Source organism: Streptomyces sp. NPDC005820 (assembly GCF_040630255.1).
Lineage (GTDB): Bacteria > Actinomycetota > Actinomycetes > Streptomycetales > Streptomycetaceae > Streptomyces.
Genome location: NZ_JBEXXE010000021.1, coordinates 162433 through 184324, shown reverse-complemented (window position 1 = coordinate 184324; position 21892 = coordinate 162433). Strand labels below are relative to the sequence as shown.

Sequence of the window (21892 nt, the reverse complement as noted above, 5' to 3'; positions counted from 1 at the left end):
GAGTCCTTGCCGCCGGAGAACAGGACCACCGGGTTCTCGAACTCACCCGCCACCTCGCGGAAGATGTGCACCGCCTCGGACTCCAGCGCGTCCAGGTGGCTGAGGGCGTACGGACTGGCCGTGCCCTCCTCGGCCGTGGCGACGGTCGTCACACCAAACCCCTCTCGCTGAGCAGCGCGTACACCGACGCCGCGGACTCCTGCACGGTCTGGTCCTGGGACTCGATCCGCAGATCGGGCGACTCGGGCGACTCGTACGGGTCGTCGACGCCGGTCAGCCCGGTCAGCTCGCCCGCCGCCTGCTTGGCGTACAGGCCCTTCACATCGCGTACGGAGCACACCTCGACCGGGGTCGCCACATGCACCTCCAGGTACGCGGCGCCGCCCTCCTGGTGACGCTTGCGCACCGCCTCCCGGCTGTCCGCGTAGGGCGCGATCACCGGCACGAGCGCCTTGACGCCGTTACGGGCGAGCAGTTCGGCGAGGAATCCGATGCGCTGCACATTGGTGTGCCGGTCCTCGCGGCTGAAGCCGAGGCCCGCGGAGATGAACTCGCGGATCTCGTCGCCGTCGAGTACCTCGACACGGTGGCCCTCCTCGCGCAGCCGGCCGGCCAGCTCGTACGCGATGGTGGTCTTGCCGGCACTCGGCAGACCCGTGAGCCAGACGGTGGCTCCGGTCGTCACGTGGTTCTCCAATGTCTGTGTCATGGGGGTCAGCCGTGCAGTCCGCACTCGGTCTTGGCGCGTCCCGCCCAGCGGCCGGCGCGGGCGTCCTCGCCCTCCAGGACCCGGCGGGTGCAGGGGGCGCAGCCGACGGAGGTGTAGCCGTCCATCAGAAGGGGGTTGGACAGTACGCCGTGCTCCGTGATGTACGCATCGACGTCGTCCTGGCTCCAGCGGGCGATCGGCGAGATCTTGACCTTCTGCCGCTTCTCGTCCCAGCCGACGACCGGGGTGTTCGCCCGGGTCGGCGACTCGTCGCGCCGCAGGCCGGTGGCCCAGGCCCGGTACCCCGCGAGCCCCTCCTCGAGCGGCTGCACCTTGCGCAGCTTGCAGCACAGGTCGGGGTCGCGGTCGTGCAACTTCGGCCCGTATTCGGCGTCCTGCTCGGCGACCGTCCGGCGCGGGGTGAGCGTGATGACGTTGACGTCCATCACGGCCTCGACCGCGTCGCGGGTGCCGATGGTCTCCGGGAAGTGGTAGCCGGTGTCGAGGAACACCACGTCCACGCCCTTGAGGACGCGGGACGCCAGATGGGCGACCACCGCGTCCTCCATGGAGGAGGTCACACAGAAGCCCTTGCCGAAGGTGTCCACCGCCCACTGGAGGATCTCCAGTGCGGAGGCGTCTTCGAGATCGCGGCCCGCCTGCTCGGCGAGCGCCTTCAACTCCTCGGTCGTACGGCCTTCCTGGACCGTCGTCATATCCTGTCCCCTCCCGTGTCGGTGCGCTGAACGCCCCGGGCCAGCAGCCCGAGGAACTTCAGCTGGAATGCGCGGTTGCAGGCCGCGCATTCCCACGCGCCATGGCCCTGCTCGTTCGGTCGCAGGTCCTCGTCGCCGCAGTAGGGGCAGTGGAAGGGGGCGGCCCGCTCGCTCATGAGAGGGCCTCCTCGCCGGCGCGTGCCGCCCAGACGGCGAACCGCTCGCCGTCCTCGCGCTCGGCCTGGAAGCGCTTGAGTACCCGCTCGACGTAGTCGGGCAGTTCCTCGGAGGTCACCTTGAGACCGCGGACCTTGCGGCCGAAGCCGGCCTCCAGGCCCAGGGCGCCGCCCAGGTGCACCTGGTAGCCCTCGACCTGCTCGCCGTTGTCGTCGAGGACCAGCTGGCCCTTGAGACCGATGTCCGCGACCTGGATCCGGGCGCAGGCGTTCGGGCAGCCGTTGAGGTTGATGGTCAGCGGCTCGTCGAAGTCCGGCAGCCGCCGCTCCAGCTCGTCGATCAGGGAGGAGCCGCGCTGCTTGGTCTCGACGATGGCGAGCTTGCAGTACTCGATGCCGGTGCAGGCCATGGTGCCGCGCCGGAACGGGGACGGCTTCGCGGTCAGGTCCAGCGCCTGGAGGGCCTCGACCAGCGACTCGACCTGGTCCTCCACCACATCGAGGATGATCATCTTCTGTTCGACGGTGGTCCGCACCCGGCCCGAGCCATGGGCCTCGGCGAGGTCGGCGATCTTCGCCAGGGTCGCGCCGTCCACCCGGCCGACGCGCGGGGCGAACCCGACGTAGAAGTTGCCGTCCTGCTGCCGGTGCACGCCGACGTGGTCGCGCCAGCGCGAGGTGGGTTCGGCGGGCGCGGGGCCGTCGACCAGCTCACGCTCGAGGTACTCGTCCTGGAGCACCTGGCGGAACTTCTCCGGGCCCCAGTCGGCGACCAGGAACTTCAGCCGGGCGCGGTTGCGCAGCCGGCGGTAGCCGTAGTCCCGGAAGATGCCGATCACCCCGGCCCACACGTCGGGGACCTCGGCCAGCGGCACCCAGGCGCCGAGCCGGACGCCGATCTTCGGGTTGGTGGACAGACCGCCGCCGACCCACAGGTCGAAGCCGGGGCCGTGCTCGGGGTGCTCCACGCCGACGAACGCGATGTCGTTGATCTCGTGCACCACGTCAAGCAGCGGGGAGCCGGAGATCGCGGACTTGAACTTGCGCGGCAGGTTGGAGAACTCCTTGCTGCCGATGTACCGCTTCTGGATTTCGTCGATCGCCCAGGTGCCGTCGATGATCTCGTCCTCGGCGATGCCGGCGACCGGCGAGCCGATCACCACACGCGGGCAGTCGCCACAGGCCTCGGTGGTGGACAGACCGACGGCCTCGAGGCGGTTCCAGATCTCCGGGACGTCCTCGATGCGGATCCAGTGCAGCTGGATGTTCTGCCGGTCCGTGATGTCCGCGCTGCCCCGGGCGAACTCCTGCGAGATCTCACCGATCACCCGCAGCTGCTGCGTCGTCAGCCGGCCGCCGTCGATGCGCACCCGCAGCATGAAGTACTTGTCGTCCAGCTCCTCCGGCTCCAGGATCGCGGTCTTGCCGCCGTCGATCCCGGGCTTGCGCTGGGTGTACAGCCCCCACCAGCGCATCCGGCCGCGCAGGTCGTTGGGGTCGATCGAGTCGAAGCCGCGCTTGGAGTAGATCGTCTCAATGCGTGTCCGCACATTGAGACCGTCGTCGTCCTTCTTGAACTGTTCGTTGCCGTTGAGGGGGGTGTGGTGACCCATAGCCCACTGCCCCTCGCCGCGGTGACGGCTCACCTTGCGGCGGGGCGCGGAGGCGGCAGGGTTCTGTGGGGTGGCGGCCATGGTGAATACGTCCTTCGGGACAGGCGGAAAGCGGCTCTGACCTGCGCGTACGGGCGCATGGGGGCATAGTTGCGCGTCGTTGCGCGGGGGGAACGCGGAGGGAAGGCTGGATCAGGAGACGCGGCGGTGCTGTGCTGTCAGCCCGCCGGACAGATGGCGCTGGACATGCGGCCGAGGTCGACGTGCCGCCGACTCACCAAGGCAATCCCAGTTCCAGACATGACGGAAGCGTGGCACGGCGATCTGGACACAGTCCAGCTTTATCCGCCATGTGGACACCCTTGTCCCGAGATGCGAGACAAGGGTGTCCTCGATCACATGGTGCGCGCGGCCCCTTGTCCCCGCAGGTCAGAGCCGGTATGCGCGGCCCGGTCAGACGGCGTGCGCACCAGGCCAGGGGCCCGGAGCGGACACTTCGGGCTGCTCCTCCACCTTGGTGTCGAACAGTTTGAAACCCCGCCGCCGGTAGTTCGCCATGGCGTGCTCGCCGTCCAGGCTGCAGGTGTGCAGCCACACCCGCTTGGTCTGCGGCAGGCCCGGCCAGCGGTCCCCGAGGTCCCAGGCGCGGGCGGCCCCGTACGACAGCAGATGCCCGCCGATCCGCCGCCCGCGGAAGGCGGGGATCAGCCCGAAGTAGACGATCTCCACGACCCCGTCGTCCTGCGGCTCAAGCTCCACGTACCCGGCGGGCGTGCCGTGGTCGTGGGCGACCCAGGTCTCGACCCCCGGGCGCGCCAGATGCTCGGCCCAGCGCGCGTACGGCCAGCCCAGCCGGTCGATCCAGCGGATGTCGCCGCCGACGGAGGCGTACAGGAAGCGGCTGAACTCGGGTGAGGGCACCTCGGCGCGGACGATCCGGACGTCACCGTCCGGCGCGGCGGCCGGGAGGAGATCGGTCGGGGCGGTCTGCTCCAGGGACCAGGTGGTCACGGGGATGTTGGTCATGCGGTCAGGGAATCATCGCGGGCGAGGATCTGTCGATCGCGGTCCACGGGCCGCCGGCTCGACCGGGGCCCGGATTCCTCCTCCCGAGCCCCGCCGTTCCCCCTTCTACTGTGCCGCCATGCCCGCCGGGTGGTCCGACGCCGTGCTCGCCAGCGTCGACAGGGGTGTGGCGAACAGCACGCGGCCGGACTGCGCCCAGACCTCGCCGGTCTCCGCCCAGTAGGAGAGGGACTCCGTGCGGCTGCTCCAGCAGGCGTGCGACCCGGCGGTGCCGCACTCCGCGGCCCGCGCCCCGTCCTTCTCGGCGGCGGTCTGCCGCCACAGCACACCGTGCCGATCCCCGGCCCCGGCCGCCCGGCTCACGTACCAGGCGCCGTCGTAGGACAGCACGCCCCGCACCCCGGTGAGCTTCGTCTCGTACGCCTCCGACACCCGCGCCCGCCCGTCGGCGCCGGTGGCCAGCAGGCCCGCGGCGACCGCGGACGTGCTGAACGGATAGCGCCACAGCCGGGCGACCCGGTCCCCGCCGTCGAGGGTCCACTCGCCGGCGACCAGCGTGTCCGGGGCGGTGCTGCGGTCGAGGGAGATCGTCGTGGGCCGCGGGGCGTCCGCCCCGTCGAGCCGGTAGGAGCCGACGGCCGGCAGGACGAACCGGTAGCCGTGCGCCGACCAGCCGCCGTCCGTGCGGCCCACCGCCTCGCCGACGACGTCGGCGCGCTGGACCCGGTTCATGTCGTACACGTACAGCGCGGCCGAGTCCCCGTCGTCGGCGGTGACCAGCAGCTTGTCCTGGTACCAGACCATCCCGGAGACATGGGAGACCAGCCCCCGGTAGTCCCGGCCGCCGTCCACCGGCACGGCCAGCAGCACCCAGGTGTACGAGAGACGGCCGAGGTCGTCGGCGTCGACGAACGCGACCCGCGCCAGACCCTGGTCGGCCGAGGTGCCGCCGGTGTGCGACCAGGCGGAGAGCACGACCCGGTTGCTGCCCCAGACGCCGTCGTCGTCCGCGTCACCCGACGTGGTGACCGCGCCCGGCTGCCAGCCCTCCGTGTCGCCCCTGTTCCAGCAGTACGCGCGCGTGGCCGCCGGGGAGACCGGCAGGTCCGCGCGCTCGGCCCTGGAACAGTCGTCCGCGTCGCGCAGCGCGCCGTCGGCGTCGGCGAGAACCGCGCCCACCCCCACCGGCGTGCCCATCGCGCCCGCCAGCCGGTTCAGGTCGGCCCGCGGCACCATCTCCCGCGTCAGCCCCTGCGGCCCGGTCCCCGTGGACGCGGCCAGCGGCTTCAGGGCCCCGGGGCCCTCGTCGGTGACCGTGGCCTGGGAGGCGCTGATCATGGTGGCGGCGGCGGTGAGGGCGAGGGCGGTTCCCGCGAGGAACCCCCGCAGTGCCCTGCCCCGCCTGCGCCGGCGGTGTCGGCCGCGATGTCTCATTCGTCCTCCCGAGGCGGGCCAACTGCGCCTGATGATCCGTACGTTGACCGAGGAGCAGGTGGGGTGACCCGTAGAGGGATGCTACGGCAGGCGGTGCCCTTCCCGGACGAAGACCGCGCAAATATGCGGAAGATGCCACCGAGTGCAGCATTCTCGCTACAGTGCGCGATCGTAAGGGCGTCGCCGCTACGGCGTACGGGCCCGGTCCCGCAGGACCGCCGGCGCCGTCGAGTGCGGCAACAGGCCCGCCCGGTCGGCCGGAAGGCGCACCTCGACCTCCGCCTCCTCGCAGAAACGATACGGCCGGTGTTCCAGAAAACCCCCCAGATACCGCCGTACCCGCGACATCTCGGCCCGCACCGTCACCGTGCGCGCCGGATCGCCGAACAGATCCCCGGCCAGCCCCGACGCACTGCGCCCACCCCGGTGCACCGCCAGCAGATACAGCAACTCCGCATGCCGCGGACTGAGTTCGTGCGACCAGGTGCCCGCCCCGCCCGACACCGTCACCGACCAGCGCCGCGACCGGCTCACATCCAGCACGATCCGGGTGGCGTCCCCCGGCACCCGCCCGCCCGCCTCGTCCACCGACCGCACCAACCAGCCCCCGGCCAGCGGCTCCAGCGCGCACAGCCCGAGCGCCGGCAGCCACCGCCGCCCCGCCGACGGCGACTTCGGCAGCGCGATCCGGTTGACGTACGGCATCCCGCTCACCGCCGCCGTCCAGCCGTCCCCGTCCACCACCGCCGCCCGGCCGCCCAACCGCGCCAGCACCGGCGCCGCCACCGCCCGCAGCCGCTCCAGCGACCCCACATGCACCTCCCGCAGCCGCGCCTCCGCCAGCTTCGCCACCGACTCCACCCACGCCAGCGTCGCCGGATGCATCGTCTCCAGCGGACCGCTGACATCGACCACACCGAGCAGCCGCCCGTCGCGCGGATCGCAGATCGGCGCCCCCGCACACGTCCAGGAGCCGTGCGACCGCACGAAATGCTCACCGGCGAACACCTGCACCGGCCGCCGCACCACCGCCGGCGTCCCCACCCCGTTGGTGCCGACCACCCCCTCACCCCAGTCCGCGCCCGGCTCCAGCCCCAGCCCGTCCGCCTTGCGCAGCACCGGGGAACACCCCTCCCGCCACAGCACCCGGCCCGCCTCGTCGGCGACCACCATGATGTGCTGCGCCATGTCCGCCACCGACAACAGCCCCTCGCGCAGCACCGGAAGCACCTCCCGCAGCGGCGACTCCTCCCGCAGCCGCCGCACTTCGTCCGCGCCCAGCGTCCCCGGCGGGAACCCGTGCTCCGGATCCACCCCGCCGCGCAGCACCCGCTCCCAGGACTGCTCGATCACCGGACGCGGCGCCACCCGCGCCCGCCGGCCCGCCAGCCGTGCGTCACGCACCTCGTTGAGCACCCGCGCCGCCCGCGCGGCGTCGACCGCCGCGAGCCGGGACACATTCATCGGCGAGTGGGCCACAGGAGCCTCCCGGGGACACGGAGCGATTCGACCGACAGTTTCCGATCGACCGTTTCCGGCCGACGGTCTCCGGCCGACTGTTTCCAGTCGTGCCGAAGGCCCCCATCTTGCCGCCCACCCACGCCGGAGGGGTGCACTCCGGTCACAACCGCCCACAAGTTGCAACCCCCTGCAACCCTGGTGAACATCCACACCGTGTCCGAAACTTGAGCCACGCCGTCCAGAGCGGCGATTCTGGCCTCGCAGGGCCAAAGCCGCGGGGGTGGTGCCGTGTCGGCGCAGCACCACCCCCGCACCTGTCCTCCCAGCTCAGCCCACGGGCGCGGCCCGCTCCACCAAGGCCGCCAGCGGAAGGCTGTGCGGCAGCGTCCCGAACGCCGCACCCCCGTCCCCGCCGAGCCGCGACGCACAGAACGCGTCCGCCACCTCCGGCGGCGCGAACCGCACCAGCAGCGCCCCCTGGAGCACCAGCGCGAACCGCTCCGCCAGCCGCCGCGCCCGCGCCTCCACCCCGTGCAGATCGGCCAACTCCGTCAACAGCCCCTTGATCGCCGCGTCCAGCCGGTGATCCGCCCCGCGCGCCCGCCCCACCTCCCGCAGATACGCGTCCAACGCCCCCGGCTCCCGCTGCAACGCCCGCAGCACATCGAGCGCCTGCACATTGCCCGCGCCCTCCCACACCGAGTTCAGCGGCGACTCCCGCACCAGCCGCGGCATCCCCGACTCCTCCACGTACCCGTTGCCGCCCAGACACTCCGCCGCCTCCACCACCAGCGGCGCACAACGCTTGGTCACCCAGTACTTCGCCGCCGGCACCGCGATCCGCAGGAACGCCCGCTCCTGCTCACCCCCGTCGTCACAGGCCGCCGCCAACCGCAGCCCCAGCGTCGTCGCCGCCTCCGACTCCACCGCCAGATCCGCCAGCACATTGCGCATCAACGGCTTGTCGACCAGCCGCCCCCCGAACGCCTCACGGTAGGTGCAGTGATGCACCGCCTGCGCCACTGCCTGCCGCATCAGCCCCGCCGACCCCAGCACACAGTCCACCCGGGTCGCCGCCACCATGTCGATGATCGTGCGCACCCCCCGCCCCTCCTCCCCGACCCGGCGCGCCCACGTCCCGTCGAACTCCACCTCCGCCGACGCGTTCGACCGATTGCCCAGCTTGTCCTTCAGCCGCTGGATCCGGAACACATTGCGGCCCCCGTCCTCCAGCACCCGCGGCACCAGGAAACACGTCAGACCCCCCGGAGCCTGCGCCAGCACCAGAAAGGCGTCCGACATCGGCGCCGAACAGAACCACTTGTGCCCCGTCAGCGCATACGTCCCCGCCTCCGCCAGCGGAACCGCCCGCGTCGTGTTCGCCCGTACGTCGCTGCCGCCCTGCTTCTCCGTCATCCCCATCCCGAACAACGCCCCCGCCTTCAGCCGCGCGGGCCGCAGACCACGGTCGTAGACCATGGACGTCAGCCGCGGCTCCCACTCGGCGGCCAGCTCCGGGTCCGTCCGCAGCGCCGGCACCGCCGCGTGCGTCATCGACAGCGGACAGCAGTTGCCCGCCTCCACCTGCGTCCACACCACGAACGCAGCCGCCCGCCGCACATGCCCGCCCGGCCGCACCCACGCCGCCGTCAACCCGGCGCCCACCCCCTTGCCCAGCAGCCGGTGCCACGCCGGATGGAAGTCGACCTCGTCCACCCGGTGCCCGAACCGGTCGTGCGTCCGCAGCCTCGGCGGATGCCCGTCCGCCTCCACCGCCCACTCCCGCAACTGCTCCGACCCGGCGGCCCGCCCCAGCCCCGACAGCTCGCCGTGCACCTCCTCCACCAGCGCCGGATCCAGATGCCGCTCCACAGCGGACACCAGGGCCCGGTCGGCGCCGTAGACGTCGTACCCGCTCAGTTCGGGGGGCTGATTGGTCACGGTGTGCGTGCTGCCTGCCATACCGCGAACCTACCCCCGGGTACGCCCCCGACGCCGACCCGAGGCCCCGCGCGCCGCGCCCCGACCAGGCGAGGTGGCCTTGCCGGAGGTGAGTGCGGACCCGAACGGCGGATACCTTTAGGGCGTGCAGCCAGCAAGTCAGACACCCGAGCAACCCGGAGGCCCCACGGGACGCCTCCACCGGGCGCGTGCCCTCTACCGGAACGTCTCCAAGCGCCGGACCGCCTGGCTGCTGTTGAAGGACACCGTCAACTCCTGCATCGAGTACCGCATCCTCGGCCTCGCCGCCGAGGCCGCGTTCTTCACCCTGCTGTCCGTGCCGCCCCTGCTGCTCAGCCTCATCGGCCTGCTCGGCTACGTCGACGACTGGACCGGCACCGACTCCATCAGCAGCCTGGAGAGCAACCTCCTCGAAGCGTCCCGCACCGTCCTGTCCGACAAGGGCGTCGCCCAGATCGCCCAGCCCATCCTCGACGACGTCATGAAGGGCGGCCGCCCCGACGTCATCTCCATAGGCTTCCTGTTCGCCCTGTGGTCCGGCTCCCGCGCCGTCAACGTCTTCATCGACACCATCACCGTCATGTACGGCCTCGACGGCGTCCGCGGCATCGTCAAGACCCGGCTCGTGGCGTTCCTGCTGTTCCTCGCCGCCCTGCTGATCGGCTCCGTCGCCCTGCCCCTCATGGTCGCCGGACCCGACGCCGTCGTCCGGATCGTGCCCTGGTCGACCACTCTCGTCCAGATCCTGTACTGGCCCGTGGTGATCGTCCTGTCCGTGGCCTTCCTGACCACCCTGTACCACGTGTCCGTACCCGTGCGCTCTCCGTGGATCGAGGACGTCCCCGGCGCGCTCGTCGCCCTCGCCATGTGGGTCCTCGGCAGCTTCCTGCTGCGCATCTACCTCACCCACACCATCGAGGGCGCCTCCATCTACGGCTCCCTCGCCGCCGCCGTCGCCGTCATGCTGTGGATCGGCGTGTCCGCGTTCGCCGTGCTGGTCGGCGCCGCCGTCAACGCCGCCATCGACCGGGTCTGGCCCGCTGCCGCGACCGCCGCCGCCCGCGCCGCCAACGAACGCCTCCGCGAGGAGGAGGCCGCCGAGTACGTCGCCCGTATGACCGCCGCCCGCACCCACGACGACGACCCCGACGACCCCGACATGCCCTCGGAGTTCCCCGAACGCTGGTCCCGCTTCCTGCCCCCCGACGATGTCACCGCCCGCCTGCGCACCCACGCCAAGACCTCCCCGAAACCGAACGGCACGACGGGGGCGAACGGGGAGGAGCCGGGGGACACCGGGAAGTGACCACGGGCGGCCTGGGCGGCCTGGGCGGCCTGGGCGGCCTGGGCGGCCTGTGCGGCTTGGGTGGCCTGTGCGGCCGGGCGGTCCGGTGGTCTGGCGGCTGACCTGGCGGCTTGGGTGGCCTGTGCGGCCGGGCGGTCCGGTGGTCTGGCGGCTGACCTGGTGGCCTGGCGGCCTGGTGGCCTGGTGGCCTGGTGGCCTGGTGGCCTGGCGGCCTGGCGGCCTGGCGGTTCGGTGGTTCGGCGGGTCTGCGGCTCGGCGGGCTTGCGGCCTTGCGGTCCTGCGGCTCGGCGGGCCTGGCGATCCGGTGGTCCGGTGGCTCCATGGCTCTGTGGCTCTGTGGCTCTGTGGCTCGGCGGCTATGCGGCCCGGTGGGCCCGGCGATCCGGGGGCCCGGTGGTCCGGTGACCATGCGGCTCTGCGGCTCTGCGGCTCTGCGGCTCTGCGGCCCTGCGGCCCTGCGGCTCGGCGGGCCTGGTGGCACTGCGGCCTGGTGGCTCGATGGCCCTGCGGCCCGGCGGGCCTGGCGATCCGGGGATCCGGGGTCCCGGCGGCCATGCGGTCCGGGGGCGGGGGCCCGGTAGTCCGGGGCTCGGCGGGCCAAGGGGCGGGGGCCCGGTGGTCATGCGGCCCGGTGGTCCGGAGGCTCGGCAGTCCGGCAGTCCGGCAGTCCGGGGGCTTGGCGGGCCAAGGGGCGGTGGGCCCGGTGGTCATGCGGCCCGGCGTGCCGGGGGCTTGGCGGCCCCGTGGTCCGGGGGCTCGGCGGCGCCCGGTGGTGCGGTGGCTCGGTGGCCATGCGGTCCAGCGGTCCTTGTGACGCCCCGCCGTGCCGCATGACCGGTAGGTGACCGACGCCGCGTTCCGTCTCCGCGTCCGACTTCCGTCTCCGCCTCCGACTTCCGTCTCCGCCTCCGACTTCCGTCTCCGCCTCCGTCTCCGTCTCCGCCTCCGTGTTCCGCCTCCGTCTCCGCGTTCCGTCTCCGCCTCCGCCTTCCGCCCCCGCGTTCCACCCCCGCCTTCCGGCCCCCGTACCGGACTCAGGGAGCGTGCCGCCGCAGGCGGCGTAGCCTGGCGTACGTGTATCAGGAACGGGCCTCCCGGCTGGCCGGCGCAGTGGTCTGGACGAACGCGCCCGTCCCGGGGCCCGACGCCCGCCCCGTGCTGCCCGACGGCTGCATGGACCTGCTGTGGAACGACGGCCGCCTGCTCGTCGCCGGCCCCGACACCCACGCCCACCTCCCCGACGGCCCGCCCAGCGCCTGGGCCGGCGTCCGCTTCTACCCCGGCACCGCACCCGACCTGCTCGGCGTACCGGCCCACGCGCTGCGCGACCGCCGCGTGGACCTGGCCGACCTGTGGCCGGCCGCCCGCGTACGCCGGCTGACCGCCCGCGTCGCCGCCGCCCCCGACCCGGCCACCGCACTGGAGGACCTCGCCCTGGAGCGGGCCATGCCACCCGACCCCGCACTGCGCCACCTGGTCACGGCGCTCGCCGAGGGCCGCTCCGTCGCCGCCACCGCCGACGCACTCGGCCTCGGCGCCCGCCGGCTGCACCGCCGCTCCCTCACCGCCTTCGGTTACGGCCCGAAGACCCTCGCCCGGATCCTCCGGCTGCGGCGCGCCCTCGACCTCGCCCGCGCCGGAGTGCCGTACGCGGACACGGCGGCCCGCGCCGGATACGCCGACCAGGCCCATCTCGCCCGGGACGTACGGGAGTTCACCGGCACGACACTGAGCGCCCTACTGCTGCGGTAGCGGCGCGAACAGGTCGACGCCGTTGCCGTCCGGGTCGTGCACGACGGCGTACCGCTGGCCCCAGAACGCGTCCCACGGCTTCAGCTCGCCGTGATGTCCGGCGCCCACCAGCTCCTCGTACACCGTGTCGACCTCGGCCGGCCCGTCGCAGCGCAGCGCGAGCGAGGCCCGGCCGCCCCCGGACGGCGCACGCCAGCCCGGATGGAAGGACCGCACGGTGTCCTCGGTGTCCAGCAGCAGCCGCAGCCCGCCCGGCAGCTCCGCCTCGGTGTGCGGCTCCCGCTCGGCGCCGTCGGGGAACGCGAACCCCAGCCGGCGGTAGAAGGCGACGGAGGCGGCCATGTCGGAGACCACCAGCCCGATGGCATCGAATCGTGTACTCATACGGCCACCGTAGGCACCGCGGCCCAACCGGTCTTGAAGGAAACGGACACCCCGCCCTCGTCAGCCGAAGGTCACCGGCCCGTGCGGCGTGTCCAGCGTGCAGGAGAACGCCGCCGGCCCCTTTGTGACCCGCAGATCCGTGCCGAGGACGGACAGCAACGGGCCGAGCTCCTCGGGATCGGGGGCGGTGGCGGTCAGCTCCCGCAACGGGGTCACCGGCAGCCCGGACGCGGACGGGTGGGGCGCCGCACCCCAGTCGATGAGGAACGGCACCAGACCGGACGGGTGCGGGCGGCCGCCGTCGGTCAGCCGCCACCGCAGCAGCGTGCCGTCGGGCCGCCGCCGGCTCATCTCCCGTACGTCACCCGGGTCGTACCCCCGGGCCCGGGCCGCCGCCACCGTCGCGTCCAGGTCCGGGGGAGTGATCGCCCAGGTGAGGATCCGCGCCCGGTCGAGACCGTCCACGCCGAACGGACGCGGACCCGCCGGCGCGGGCTGCTCCGGATCAGGACCGAGGATCTCCAGATACGCGCCACCGCCCAGCCCCACCAGATGATTGCGGGTGCCGTGCCCGAGATGCACCCCGCCCGGCGCGGGCGCCACCCCCGTGCGCCGGGTGAACTCCGCGACCGTCGCCGCCAGTTCGGGGGTCGCGAGGACGATGTGGTCGAGACGTGCGGGAATGGTGTTCATCCCGTCCGAGCCTACGCGCCCGCCCTCGACCCGGGCACGGAAAGTTTCGCTCGACGATCTCTCTGTGACCCGGCCGCCCCCGGCCCTAGGCTCGGCGTATGACCGCCCGCCTGCTCGTGTACACCCGCACCACCGCCTACCGCCACGACTCCATCCCGGACGCCGTCACCGCCGTACAGGCCCTGGACGGCTTCACCGTCGACCACAGCGAGGACCCGGCGGCCCTGGAGGCCCCCCTGGACGGGTACGCGGCCGTGGTCTTCCTGTCCACCAGCGGCGAGGTCCTCACCCCCGCCGGACGCGCACGCCTCGCCGGGTACGTCGGCGCGGGCGGCGGCTTCGTCGGCGTGCACGCCGCGGCCTGCACCGAGTACGACTGGCCGTACTACGGCGAACTCCTCGGCGCCCGCTTCGACCGCCACCCCGCGTACCAGCCCGGCAAGGCGGTCATCGAGGACCACGACCACCCCGCCACCCGGCATCTGCCCACGGTCTGGGACTTCACCGACGAGTGGTACGACTTCCGCGCCAACCCCCGCGGCCGGGTCCGCGTCCTCGCCGGCGCCGACGAATCCTCGTACGAGGGCGGCGGGATGGGCGCCGACCACCCCCTCGTGTGGTGCCGCGACGAAGGCGCGGGCCGTGTCTTCTACACCGCCCTCGGACACGCCTCCGAGGCCTACCGCGACCCCGACTTCCTGGCCCATCTGCGGGGCGGCATCGCCTGGGCGGCCCGGGTGGGCCGCGACGCCCAGTGACGTTTCTGCGGTGAACCGCCTCCGCCATCGGGGTGAGTGAACCCCGCGCCGGGACGCTCCGGCCCGACGCCCCCGAGATCCTCCTGTCCGGTGGAGGGGTGAAGGAACGGTCAGGAGGAGCCGGACGTTGACTTACGGGACCAAGCTGCGCGAGCGGATCGCCGTGAACTCGCCGCCCTCGGCGTGGACGTCGCCGTCTACAGCACCCCCTGCCTGTTCGCCGCCCACGAGGCCGTGCACTCCGCCCTCGCCGAACTCCGCCGCACGGACGGCCGACTGCCCGAGCCGAGAAGCGGCGCCCAGGGGGTGGGCGTCGGGACGGCGACCCGGCTGCTGGAACGCAACATCGCCCGCAGCCGCGGCACGCGGGCGGACACGCCCACTCCGGGGCCGCGCGCCGGGACTCGGGAACCGGCCGAACTGGACGCGTGACCGGCCGCCGGCCGCAGGGATGCACCGCCCCAGCGGTCCCACCGGTCGGCCCGGTCGGCCGGCGCCGACGACCTCGATCCCCCTCGGGGAACAGCCCGGCGCCCGCCTAGGCTGACGGCGTGGCTGAACAGTACCTCTCGGCATACGCCGTCGACGCCGACGGATTCCTCGGCATGGTCGGCTCCCACGACGACGCCCTGGTCCGCGCCGCTCTGGGCGGAATCCCTGAACTGGGCGCGTCCGGCGCGCTGTTGCGGGCCCGCCAGGCGGCCGAGGTGGAGCCGGCGCTGCGGGAGATCGTCACCGGCCGGCCCGACCCCTCCCGCCCCGGCGGATACGGGTGGCTGCTGGAACTCCTCGGCCCCACCGCCGGGCATCGGATCGGATCGATCGTCCCGCCGGGCCGCGACCGGCGCCGGCTCGAGGACACGTTCCGCGCCTGGGACCTCACCGTCCTGTCCGCCCTCTGGGGCCGGTGCTGGACCTTCCCCTGGCACGGGCCGGGTCCCGACCACGATCCCTTGCCCTTCCCCATGCTCGCTCCGAGGGCCGAACTCGCCCGCCTCCGCGCCGAACTCGCCGCCTTCGACAGTGAACGGATCGACGCCGACCACGACCTCCTCCCCAACGGCGACGACGACATCGAGGAGGTCGCCTGGCTGCTCGACGACATCCTCCCGTCCTGGACCGACGCCGCCCTCGCCGAAGACCGCGACCTGCTCCTCGTACGCGACGGCGGCCGGTGAGCGTCCCCGGCGCCGGACCCCGGTCTCAGCGCCTCGGCGCAGCCGTGCTCGCCCGTTCCACCAGGCGGGTCGACAACTCCGTCCGGGTGCCCTCCGGGCGCTCGCCGTCCATCATCCGCACCAGCAGCCGCAGAGCCGTCGCCGCCATCTCGGCCAGCGGCTGGCGGACGGTGGTCAGGGCGGGGGTCGTCCAGCGGGACTCCGGCAGATCGTCGAAACCGACCACGCTGATGTCGTACGGGATCCTCAACCCCCGTTCCAGCGCCGCCCGGTAGACGCCGAGGGCCATCGCGTCGGAGCAGACGAAGACCGCCGTCGGCGGCTCGGGAAGGTCGAGGAGCTCGCGCATCCGCCGGTGCGCGGTGGACTCGTCGAAACCGCCGTTGCGCACATACTCCGCGCGATGCGGCAGCCCCGCCGCCGCCAGCGCCGAACGGTACCCCGCCACCCGCGCGCTGCTGCACATCTTCCGGCGCGGTCCGGCGATCACGGCGATCCGCTCATGCCCGAGCGCCAGCAAATGCTCGGTCGCGGTCACCCCGCCCTGCCAGTTCGCCGCCCCCACCGACACCACGTCCGGCGGCGGCTCCACCGCCGGATCGATCATCACGAACGGCGTACGGTGCTGCTCCAGCCACGCGTACTGAGAGTCCGTCAACTCGGCCAGGTTGAACAGCACTCCGGCCGAACCGCGCACGGTCAGTTTGTCCAGCCAGCCCCGCTGCGGCCGGCCGGCCCGGGTCCGCGACAGCGCCGCCGAGACCACCACGTCCAGCCCCGCGTCGTGCGCCGCCTCCTCCACCCCGTGCAGCACCGCGCCCGACCAGGAACTCTCCAGCGAGTGCACGACCAGATCGACCAGCCGGGGCGGCTTCGAGGCGTCGAACCGCGGCCTGCGCACATAACCGAGCCGGTCCAGCGCCTCCGTGACCCGGCGTCTGGTCTCCGGCGCGACGTCCTCCCGTCCGTTGACCACCTTGGACGCGGTGGGTACGGACACCCCCGCCTCGCGGGCCACGACGGCCAGCGTCGGCCCGGCCGTCTCGCTCGCACTCGCCGTGCGCACCATGGGGAACCACCTCTCCGGCCCGCCCGAGGGCCAGCGAAAGCTCGACCAGCGCCCTTTCGGAGCCGATCCGAACAAGGCGGCTCGCAGAAAGCGCTTGCTATCCTAGGGGCGGGGCGGCGAGAGGTGAAGACGCCGGGGCCTCACGGCGTCTCGGGCCGCGGAACTTTCGAAACCCCGGGCTCAGTCGGCCGCCGTGCACGTCAACCGGAAGTCCCGGAAGTCCGCCGTGAACGCCGCGTCGACCAGATCCCGTACGTGCACACCGGCCAGCGTGCCCGTGAAGCGCAGCCGGCCGCCGTGGTCGTCGGACAGCCGGGCGCAGTCCAGCGGCGGGCCGACGGGGGTGCGCACCGCCTCCTGCCCCTCCCGCGCCTCCTGCCCCTCCCGCGCCTCCTGCCCCTCCCGCGCTTCCTGCCCCTCCCGCGCTTCCCGCGCATACCAGAAACGCGCCTCCGCCCCCTCCACGGTCACCCCCAGCGTGACCGGCCCGCTCGCGTCGATCTCCACGACCGCCGCCTGCCGCGTCCCCGTCCCGTCCCGCTCCACCAGGCTCAGCACGGTCCGGCCCCCGCCCTCCCACTGCTGCCCCCGCTGCGGCTCCCCTAGGGGCTCCGCCCACGTCAGGTCCAGTGAGAGGTACGCCTCCGCGTCGTACCGCAGGATCAGTCCCGCGGCCTGCGTGAAGGTCAACGGCCGTGCTTCGACCGTGACTTGGGCGGTCGCCCGGTGTTCCGTCAGACGCTGGGCGAGCAGACTCTGCGCCCAGCGGGACTCCGGCCCCTGCCGGCCACGAAGCCGGATCCAGCCCGGACGGGAGACGACGTCCGCCCAAGAGGGGTCCGGGGGTTCACGCAGGGTGCTCCAGGGCCAGCCCAACGGGGTGTCGGGGGAGGGGGGTTGGTCCGCCGTGGCGGAGGCGGCCGACTCGGGGCGGCTCAACGGCCCTTCGGGGGGCGGGTGGTGGCCCGATGGCCCGGAGTCCGGCTGTTCGTTCCCTCCTGTGGCTCGCGGGACCGCGACCTCGACCGCCGGGTGCCAACCACCCTGCCGCAGTCGGGGCCTTCCCTCGGCGTCCCAGATCACCGCCTGGATCGCGGTCTCCCGGCCCAGGGTGCAGCGGGGGCCGTCCGGGGTGTGCAGCGGACGGGCCGTGAGATGGCTCAGGAACCACTCGCCCTCCGGCGTCCGGACCAACTCGCCGTGCCCCGCCTTCTGCAACGGCAGCTTCGGGTCGTCGCGGGACGTCAGCATCGGGCGGTCGTCGAGTTCGTACGGGCCGGTGAGCCGGCGGCTGCGGGCGGTGCGGACACCGTGCTCGAAACCGGTGCCGCCCTCGGCCAGGAGCAGGTGGTACCAGCCGTCGTGCCGGAGCAGCTTCGGCCCCTCGATCAGCCGCTCGTGCTGGAGCAGCAGGTGCGTGCCGCCGAGCGGGGCGAGGGTGTCGCGGTCCAGCTCGGTCAGGACGATCCCGGCGAAGCGCTGTCCGCCGGGGCGGTGGTCGTTCTGCAGATTGAGCAGCCAGAGCCGGCCGTCCTCGTGGAAGAGGGCGGGGTCGAAACCGTGCCCCGGGACACGGCGCGGCGGCGCCCACGGCCCGCTCACCCCGGTCGCCGTGCTCACGTACGTATCCTGGTCGAAGTACGGCGTGCCGACCGACCGCACGACGGAGTAGACCACCCAGAAGCGCTCGCCGTCCCAGCTCAGCGACGGCGCCCAGATGCCACCCGAATCGGGGACACCGGCCAGCGACCCACCGGGAGCCGCGCCGTCGACATGGCCCGCGTACTCCCAGTGCGCCAGATCGCGGGACCGGTGGATCGGGATGGTCGGGAACCACTCGAAGGAACTGGTCGCCACGTAGTACCAGTCGCCGGCCCGGATCAGGGAGGGGTCGGGGGCGAAGCCGCGCAGGACGGGGTTGCGGGCGACGGTCGACTGTGTACGGTCGGCGGTGGCCGGTGTGTGGTGGGCGGTGTCCGATGTACGGTCGGCGGTCGACTGCATACCGTCTCCACCATTTCGCCCACGGTCCATCGCCGTCACTTCAGCGCCCCCAGAGTCACTCCGGTCCGCCAGTACCGCCGCATCGCCACCATCACGACGGCCATCGGCACGATCGACAGCAGGGCCCCGGTCAGCACCAGCCCCGTCAGATCGACACCGGACTCCATACGCTTGCCGCTCCAGTTGTACAGGCCCAGGTTCAGGGTCCAGTTCTCCTCGCCGCGCAGGACGGTCAGCGGGAGGAAGAAGGCGTTCCAGGTGTTCACGAAGGCCAGCAGGAACACCGTGGCGCCGCCCGTGGTCATCATCCGCATCACGATGCTGCAGAAGATGCGCAGTTCGCCGGCGCCGTCGAGCCGGGCCGCCTCCAGGAGCTCGTAGGGGATCGTCGCCTCGGTGTAGACCTTGGCGAGATAGACGCTGAACGGGTTGATCAGACAGGGGACCAGCATCGCCCACGGGGTGTCGACCATGCCGATCGCCGAGAACAGCAGATAGAGCGGCAGCGTGAGCAGCGCGAGCGGGATCAGGAAGGAACCCACCACACACGCGAAGACCAGGTTGCGGCCCGGGAAGTCGAAGCGGGCGAGGCCGTAGCCGGTGGCGAGCGCGATGACCGTGCCGCCGAGGGAGCCGACACCGGCGTAGAGCAGGGAGTTGGCGGTCCAGCGCAGGAAGATGCCGTCCTCGTACGTGAACAGCTGATGCAGGTTGTCCCACAGGTGCCAGCCGGAGAACCACAGGCCGTTGCTCTGGTAGAGCCCGATGCGGTCCTTCGTCGCGGCGATGATCAGCCAGTAGACGGGAAACAGGCTGTAGACACTGGCCAGCACCAGGCCGATCAGGACGAACCGCTGGCCGCCCCTGCCGCGGGAGGCCGGGTCGGGACGGGTGAACCTGCGCACGGTACGCGTCCTCGGACGGTCTTCGGTGAGCGTCATCAGTCGGCCTCCCTCGAAGTGAGCCGGTAGAAGAGGAAGGAGGCGACGCCCAGGATCAGGGCCAGCAGGACGGACAGGGCGGCGGCGTAGTGGTAGTTGCTCGCGTTGAACGCCTGGTTGTAGATGATCATGATGGGGGTGAAGCTGTCGTTCACCGTCTGCGGGGTCACGTTCCGGAACAGCGCGGGCTCGTTGAAGATCTGCAGCATCTGGATGATGGAGAGCAGACCGGTCAGGACCAACGCCCCGCGCACATACGGCACCTTGACGCTGCGCGCGATGCGGACCTCGCTCGCGCCGTCCAGCCGGGCGGCCTCGAACAGCTCGCGGGGCACGGCCTGCAACGCGGAGTAGATGATCACCATGTTGTAGCCGATGCCGTGCCAGGTCAGCAGATTGCCGATCGACGGCCACACCATCGACGGGGCGAAGAAGTTCCAGTCGAACCCGAGCGCCCTGCCCAGCGCGGTCAGCGGGCCGACCTCGGGGCTGTAGAGGTTGATCCACACGATCGCGGCGACCACGCCGGGGATCATGTAGGGAACCAGCAGCATGATCCGGAAGCGGCTCGCCGCACGGGACGCGAGTGTGTCGAGCAGCAGCGCCAGCACCAGACTGATCAGCAGCATCAGCGGGATCTGCACGCAGGCGAACAGCACCACCCGCAGGATCGAGCCGAGGAACGCCGCATCGGTCAGCCCCTGCCGGTAGTTCGCCAGGCCGGCGAACTCGTCCGTGGAGCCGCCGAGGCCGAGCCCGGACTGCTGGGTCCGGTACAGCGACTGGTACACGGCGTAGCCGATCGGGACCAGATACAGGAACACGAAGCCGAGCTGGAAGGGCACCGTGAACGCGGCACCCTTCCAGCGCAGTGAGCGAATCATCGGTCGGCGCCTCAGCCCTTGACGCTGATGCCGCGGGACTTCAGGTCGTCGACCGTCCACTCCTGCATGTGCGCGAGCAGATCGGTGACCTTCTGCTGCTTGGCGACCACCTTGCCCCACTGCGCCTGCAGCTCGGTGAACATCGCGGTCCAGTCGGGGCCGAAGGTCCAGTCGGTGGTGACGGTGCCCAGGCTGTCCGTGACGATCTTCTTGGCGGGCTCGTAGTTGTCTCCGAGCAGCTTCTCGGAGATCGCCTTGTCGACGTAGCCGGCGCTGTCGGTCAGGCCCGGCATCACACCGCTGCCGGTCTCCGGGTTCGCCATGCTGTCCACCGCCCCCTTGTTCGTGGACAGCCACAGCGCCGCCTCGGCGGCCTGCTTCTTGTACTTGCACTGCGAGGTGACCAGGTTGATGTTGGCACTCTGGTTGGTGCCCGCGGGCGTCTTGGCCGCCTCGCCCTTGTACGTCGGCCACGGCGACAGCGCCCACTGGCCGAAGGACTTGGTGAAGCTGTTCACCATGCCGCCCATCTGCCAGGTGGAGATCTGCCGGGTGACGGTGCCGGCGTCGTCGTAGTTGCGCTGCAGGGCGGCGTAGTCGGCGAACGACAGCTTCGAGTTGAGGTCGTTGTCGATGACCTGCTGGATCACGTCGGCGGCCTTCAGGCTGCCCGCGTCCTGGAAGTCCACCTTCCAGGAGGTGCCGTCGATGGCGTACCAGTGCGCGCCGGCCTGCATGGCGAGCACCTCCAGGGTGCTCGGGTCCTCACCGGCGTAGTTGGTGATGTGGATGCCGTGCTTCTTCAGCACCTTGCCCGCGGCGACGAAGTCGTCCCAGGTGGCCGGCGGCTCCAGACCGTACTTCTTGAAGATGTCGGTGCGGTAGATGGTGAAGGCCGGCGCCGCGCTGGTGGGCACGCCGTAGACCTTGCCCTGCACCTGGGCGCCCGCCCAGGCCCCGGGCAGGAACTCGTCCTTGCTGGAGCCGACGTACTCGCTGATGTCGGCCAGTGCCCCCTGGGAGACCCAACTCGTCACGTACTCGGCGGTGTTCTGCAGCAGACAGGGCGCGTTCTTCGCCTTGACGGCGTTCGCGAGCTGCTTCTGCATGGTCAGCTGGTCGGTGACCTTCGTGTACTTCAGCTGGATGTCCTTGTGGGACGCGTTGAACATCTTGACGATCGTCTCCTGGCCGTTCGCCCAGCCCCAGAAGGGGAGGGTGACCGGGCCGGACGCCGAGGAGTCCCCGTCGCCGGAACCGCCGCAGGCGGTGAGCAGACCTGTCAGCGCGAGACCCGCGACGGCGGCGTGGGCGAACCTTCTCCGGGGGCTGGTGGAGTTCATCTGACCGTGATCCTTCGGGAAGTAGGCGTCTCGGAAGAGCCGAGAACGGCGGCTCGGGCGGCTCGGTACCGGCCGGGAACGGCGGCCGGCACATGGGCTGCGGCAGCGGCTCGCGCTCGTGGGGGTTCGGCCGAAGCGGGAGGGCGAGGAACGTAGAAACCGGTTGCTGAGGACCGTAGGGGCTACGGTCCGGGCTTATCAAGAGGCGTGCGGGAAAAAGTTGTCGAAAGGGGGAACGGGTGTGGCATCTATGCAGGTCATAGGGGGGAAATCGTTTACGGCTTCGGAGGCGTTCGCTGAGTTCCGCGCGAGGTGCGCCCGGCCTTGCGGGCATGGTTTACGAGACTGTCCTGACCGGTGCTGAGGCGTGCGGCCGTGACGCCGGGGGCGGGCGCTCTCGGGTGCTCGCCGAGGGCACCCCGCGGCCGCCGACCAGCCTTTGGCGACTGCGGGCACGCCCGCCCGCCCGGGCCGCTGCCAGGG

The 21892-nt window shown here is 72.1% G+C and carries 20 protein-coding genes and 2 pseudogenes; 5 read left to right on the top strand and 17 right to left on the bottom strand.

The genetic code is table 11. The annotated features are described in order from the left end of the window. The 10 genes and pseudogenes from ABZ464_RS26140 to ABZ464_RS26095 form a co-directional block, all read right to left on the bottom strand. Positions 1–152, bottom strand: a pseudogene (locus tag ABZ464_RS26140) (sulfate adenylyltransferase small subunit); the annotation flags it as partial. Beyond that, complete coding sequence (gene cysC / locus ABZ464_RS26135; protein ID WP_359280276.1) at positions 149–685, bottom strand: adenylyl-sulfate kinase; 537 nt, start codon at positions 683–685, stop codon at positions 149–151. The pseudogene ABZ464_RS26140 and the gene cysC, both read right to left, overlap by 4 nt. 29 nt (positions 686–714) lie before the next feature. Next, the gene (locus ABZ464_RS26130) at positions 715–1425 is read right to left on the bottom strand and encodes a phosphoadenylyl-sulfate reductase (RefSeq protein WP_359280261.1); all 711 of its coding nucleotides are present in this window, start codon (positions 1423–1425) and stop codon (positions 715–717) included. Then, entirely contained in the window at positions 1422–1601 is a 180-nt protein-coding gene (locus ABZ464_RS26125; protein ID WP_055637400.1) for a hypothetical protein, read from the bottom strand. Before ABZ464_RS26125 ends, ABZ464_RS26130 begins: the two co-directional genes overlap by 4 nt. Beyond that, on the bottom strand, positions 1598–3295 hold the full coding sequence (locus tag ABZ464_RS26120) for a nitrite/sulfite reductase (protein ID WP_359280259.1): 1698 nt from the start codon (positions 3293–3295) through the stop codon (positions 1598–1600). The genes ABZ464_RS26125 and ABZ464_RS26120 overlap by 4 nt, the downstream gene beginning before the upstream one ends. A gap of 137 nt (positions 3296–3432) precedes the next feature. After that, positions 3433–3516: a putative leader peptide gene (locus tag ABZ464_RS26115; protein WP_309500612.1), complete on the bottom strand. Its 84-nt coding sequence runs from the start codon at positions 3514–3516 to the stop codon at positions 3433–3435. 151 nt (positions 3517–3667) lie between these two features. Further along, on the bottom strand, positions 3668–4240 hold the full coding sequence (locus ABZ464_RS26110; RefSeq protein ID WP_359280257.1) for a GNAT family N-acetyltransferase: 573 nt from the start codon (positions 4238–4240) through the stop codon (positions 3668–3670). Between the two features lie 105 nt (positions 4241–4345). After that, on the bottom strand, positions 4346–5674 hold the full coding sequence (locus tag ABZ464_RS26105) for a hypothetical protein (RefSeq protein ID WP_359280255.1): 1329 nt from the start codon (positions 5672–5674) through the stop codon (positions 4346–4348). A gap of 186 nt (positions 5675–5860) precedes the next feature. Beyond that, the gene (locus ABZ464_RS26100; RefSeq protein WP_359280254.1) at positions 5861–7153 is read right to left on the bottom strand and encodes a GAF domain-containing protein; all 1293 of its coding nucleotides are present in this window, start codon (positions 7151–7153) and stop codon (positions 5861–5863) included. Between the two features lie 309 nt (positions 7154–7462). After that, positions 7463–9097 (bottom strand): acyl-CoA dehydrogenase family protein, encoded by a 1635-nt coding sequence (locus ABZ464_RS26095; protein WP_359280252.1) that lies wholly within the window; start codon positions 9095–9097, stop codon positions 7463–7465. 124 nt (positions 9098–9221) lie between these two features. Between ABZ464_RS26095 and ABZ464_RS26090 the strand changes: the two genes are divergently transcribed. Then, positions 9222–10403 carry a YihY/virulence factor BrkB family protein gene (locus tag ABZ464_RS26090; protein WP_359280251.1) on the top strand — a complete coding sequence of 394 codons (1182 nt, stop codon included), beginning with the start codon at positions 9222–9224 and terminating at the stop codon, positions 10401–10403. 1074 nt (positions 10404–11477) lie between these two features. Continuing rightward, positions 11478–12155, top strand: a complete 678-nt coding sequence (locus ABZ464_RS26085; protein WP_359280249.1) for a helix-turn-helix domain-containing protein — start codon at positions 11478–11480, stop codon at positions 12153–12155. On the opposite strand, the gene ABZ464_RS26080 is transcribed toward ABZ464_RS26085, so the two are convergent. Together ABZ464_RS26080 and ABZ464_RS26075 are read right to left on the bottom strand one after the other, a co-directional pair. Next, a complete protein-coding gene (locus tag ABZ464_RS26080; protein WP_359280247.1) occupies positions 12141–12539 on the bottom strand; it encodes a VOC family protein in 399 nt (132 codons plus the stop codon). The two genes, ABZ464_RS26085 and ABZ464_RS26080, sit on opposite strands and share 15 nt — an antisense overlap. Before the next feature lie 60 nt (positions 12540–12599). Beyond that, the gene (locus ABZ464_RS26075) at positions 12600–13232 is read right to left on the bottom strand and encodes a VOC family protein (RefSeq protein ID WP_359280245.1); all 633 of its coding nucleotides are present in this window, start codon (positions 13230–13232) and stop codon (positions 12600–12602) included. Positions 13233–13330: 98 nt separating this feature from the next. Here ABZ464_RS26075 and ABZ464_RS26070 point away from each other — a divergent pair, with 98 nt between their 5' ends. The 3 genes and pseudogenes from ABZ464_RS26070 to ABZ464_RS26060 all read left to right on the top strand — a co-directional run bounded on the left by ABZ464_RS26070 (position 13331) and on the right by ABZ464_RS26060 (position 15168). Continuing rightward, positions 13331–13990: a ThuA domain-containing protein gene (locus ABZ464_RS26070; protein WP_359280243.1), complete on the top strand. Its 660-nt coding sequence runs from the start codon at positions 13331–13333 to the stop codon at positions 13988–13990. Positions 13991–14155: 165 nt separating this feature from the next. Beyond that, positions 14156–14422, top strand: a pseudogene (locus ABZ464_RS26065) (carboxyvinyl-carboxyphosphonate phosphorylmutase); the annotation flags it as partial. Between the two features lie 119 nt (positions 14423–14541). Beyond that, positions 14542–15168 carry a hypothetical protein gene (locus ABZ464_RS26060; protein ID WP_359280241.1) on the top strand — a complete coding sequence of 209 codons (627 nt, stop codon included), beginning with the start codon at positions 14542–14544 and terminating at the stop codon, positions 15166–15168. Between the two features lie 25 nt (positions 15169–15193). On the opposite strand, the gene ABZ464_RS26055 is transcribed toward ABZ464_RS26060, so the two are convergent. The 5 genes from ABZ464_RS26055 to ABZ464_RS26035 form a co-directional block, all read right to left on the bottom strand. Then, on the bottom strand, positions 15194–16237 hold the full coding sequence (locus ABZ464_RS26055) for a LacI family DNA-binding transcriptional regulator (RefSeq protein WP_359280239.1): 1044 nt from the start codon (positions 16235–16237) through the stop codon (positions 15194–15196). 180 nt (positions 16238–16417) lie between these two features. Then, entirely contained in the window at positions 16418–18241 is a 1824-nt protein-coding gene (locus ABZ464_RS26050) for a family 43 glycosylhydrolase (RefSeq protein ID WP_359280238.1), read from the bottom strand. A 35-nt stretch (positions 18242–18276) separates the two neighbouring features. Next, the gene (locus ABZ464_RS26045) at positions 18277–19182 is read right to left on the bottom strand and encodes a carbohydrate ABC transporter permease (RefSeq protein ID WP_359280236.1); all 906 of its coding nucleotides are present in this window, start codon (positions 19180–19182) and stop codon (positions 18277–18279) included. Further along, positions 19182–20066 (bottom strand): sugar ABC transporter permease, encoded by an 885-nt coding sequence (locus ABZ464_RS26040; protein ID WP_359280235.1) that lies wholly within the window; start codon positions 20064–20066, stop codon positions 19182–19184. The genes ABZ464_RS26045 and ABZ464_RS26040 overlap by 1 nt, the downstream gene beginning before the upstream one ends. Before the next feature lie 11 nt (positions 20067–20077). Then, positions 20078–21409, bottom strand: coding sequence for an extracellular solute-binding protein (locus ABZ464_RS26035; protein WP_359280233.1), 1332 nt, complete (start codon positions 21407–21409; stop codon positions 20078–20080). Positions 21410–21892: the final 483 nt, after the last annotated feature.

What these genes read in the sequence shown, in the direction of transcription:
- ABZ464_RS26120 (WP_359280259.1), bottom strand. Translation starts at nt 3,295, where the DNA reads ATGGCCGCCACCCCACAGAACCCTGCCGCCTCCGCGCCCCGCCGCAAG.
- ABZ464_RS26050 (WP_359280238.1), bottom strand. Translation starts at nt 18,241, where the DNA reads ATGCAGTCGACCGCCGACCGTACATCGGACACCGCCCACCACACACCG.
- ABZ464_RS26125 (WP_055637400.1), bottom strand. Translation starts at nt 1,601, where the DNA reads ATGAGCGAGCGGGCCGCCCCCTTCCACTGCCCCTACTGCGGCGACGAG.
- ABZ464_RS26080 (WP_359280247.1), bottom strand. Translation starts at nt 12,539, where the DNA reads ATGAGTACACGATTCGATGCCATCGGGCTGGTGGTCTCCGACATGGCC.
- ABZ464_RS26055 (WP_359280239.1), bottom strand. Translation starts at nt 16,237, where the DNA reads ATGGTGCGCACGGCGAGTGCGAGCGAGACGGCCGGGCCGACGCTGGCC.
- ABZ464_RS26035 (WP_359280233.1), bottom strand. Translation starts at nt 21,409, where the DNA reads ATGAACTCCACCAGCCCCCGGAGAAGGTTCGCCCACGCCGCCGTCGCG.
- ABZ464_RS26130 (WP_359280261.1), bottom strand. Translation starts at nt 1,425, where the DNA reads ATGACGACGGTCCAGGAAGGCCGTACGACCGAGGAGTTGAAGGCGCTC.
- ABZ464_RS26115 (WP_309500612.1), bottom strand. Translation starts at nt 3,516, where the DNA reads ATGTCTGGAACTGGGATTGCCTTGGTGAGTCGGCGGCACGTCGACCTC.
- ABZ464_RS26075 (WP_359280245.1), bottom strand. Translation starts at nt 13,232, where the DNA reads ATGAACACCATTCCCGCACGTCTCGACCACATCGTCCTCGCGACCCCC.
- ABZ464_RS26110 (WP_359280257.1), bottom strand. Translation starts at nt 4,240, where the DNA reads ATGACCAACATCCCCGTGACCACCTGGTCCCTGGAGCAGACCGCCCCG.
- ABZ464_RS26095 (WP_359280252.1), bottom strand. Translation starts at nt 9,097, where the DNA reads ATGGCAGGCAGCACGCACACCGTGACCAATCAGCCCCCCGAACTGAGC.
- ABZ464_RS26105 (WP_359280255.1), bottom strand. Translation starts at nt 5,674, where the DNA reads ATGAGACATCGCGGCCGACACCGCCGGCGCAGGCGGGGCAGGGCACTG.
- ABZ464_RS26045 (WP_359280236.1), bottom strand. Translation starts at nt 19,182, where the DNA reads ATGACGCTCACCGAAGACCGTCCGAGGACGCGTACCGTGCGCAGGTTC.
- ABZ464_RS26070 (WP_359280243.1), top strand. Translation starts at nt 13,331, where the DNA reads ATGACCGCCCGCCTGCTCGTGTACACCCGCACCACCGCCTACCGCCAC.
- ABZ464_RS26040 (WP_359280235.1), bottom strand. Translation starts at nt 20,066, where the DNA reads ATGATTCGCTCACTGCGCTGGAAGGGTGCCGCGTTCACGGTGCCCTTC.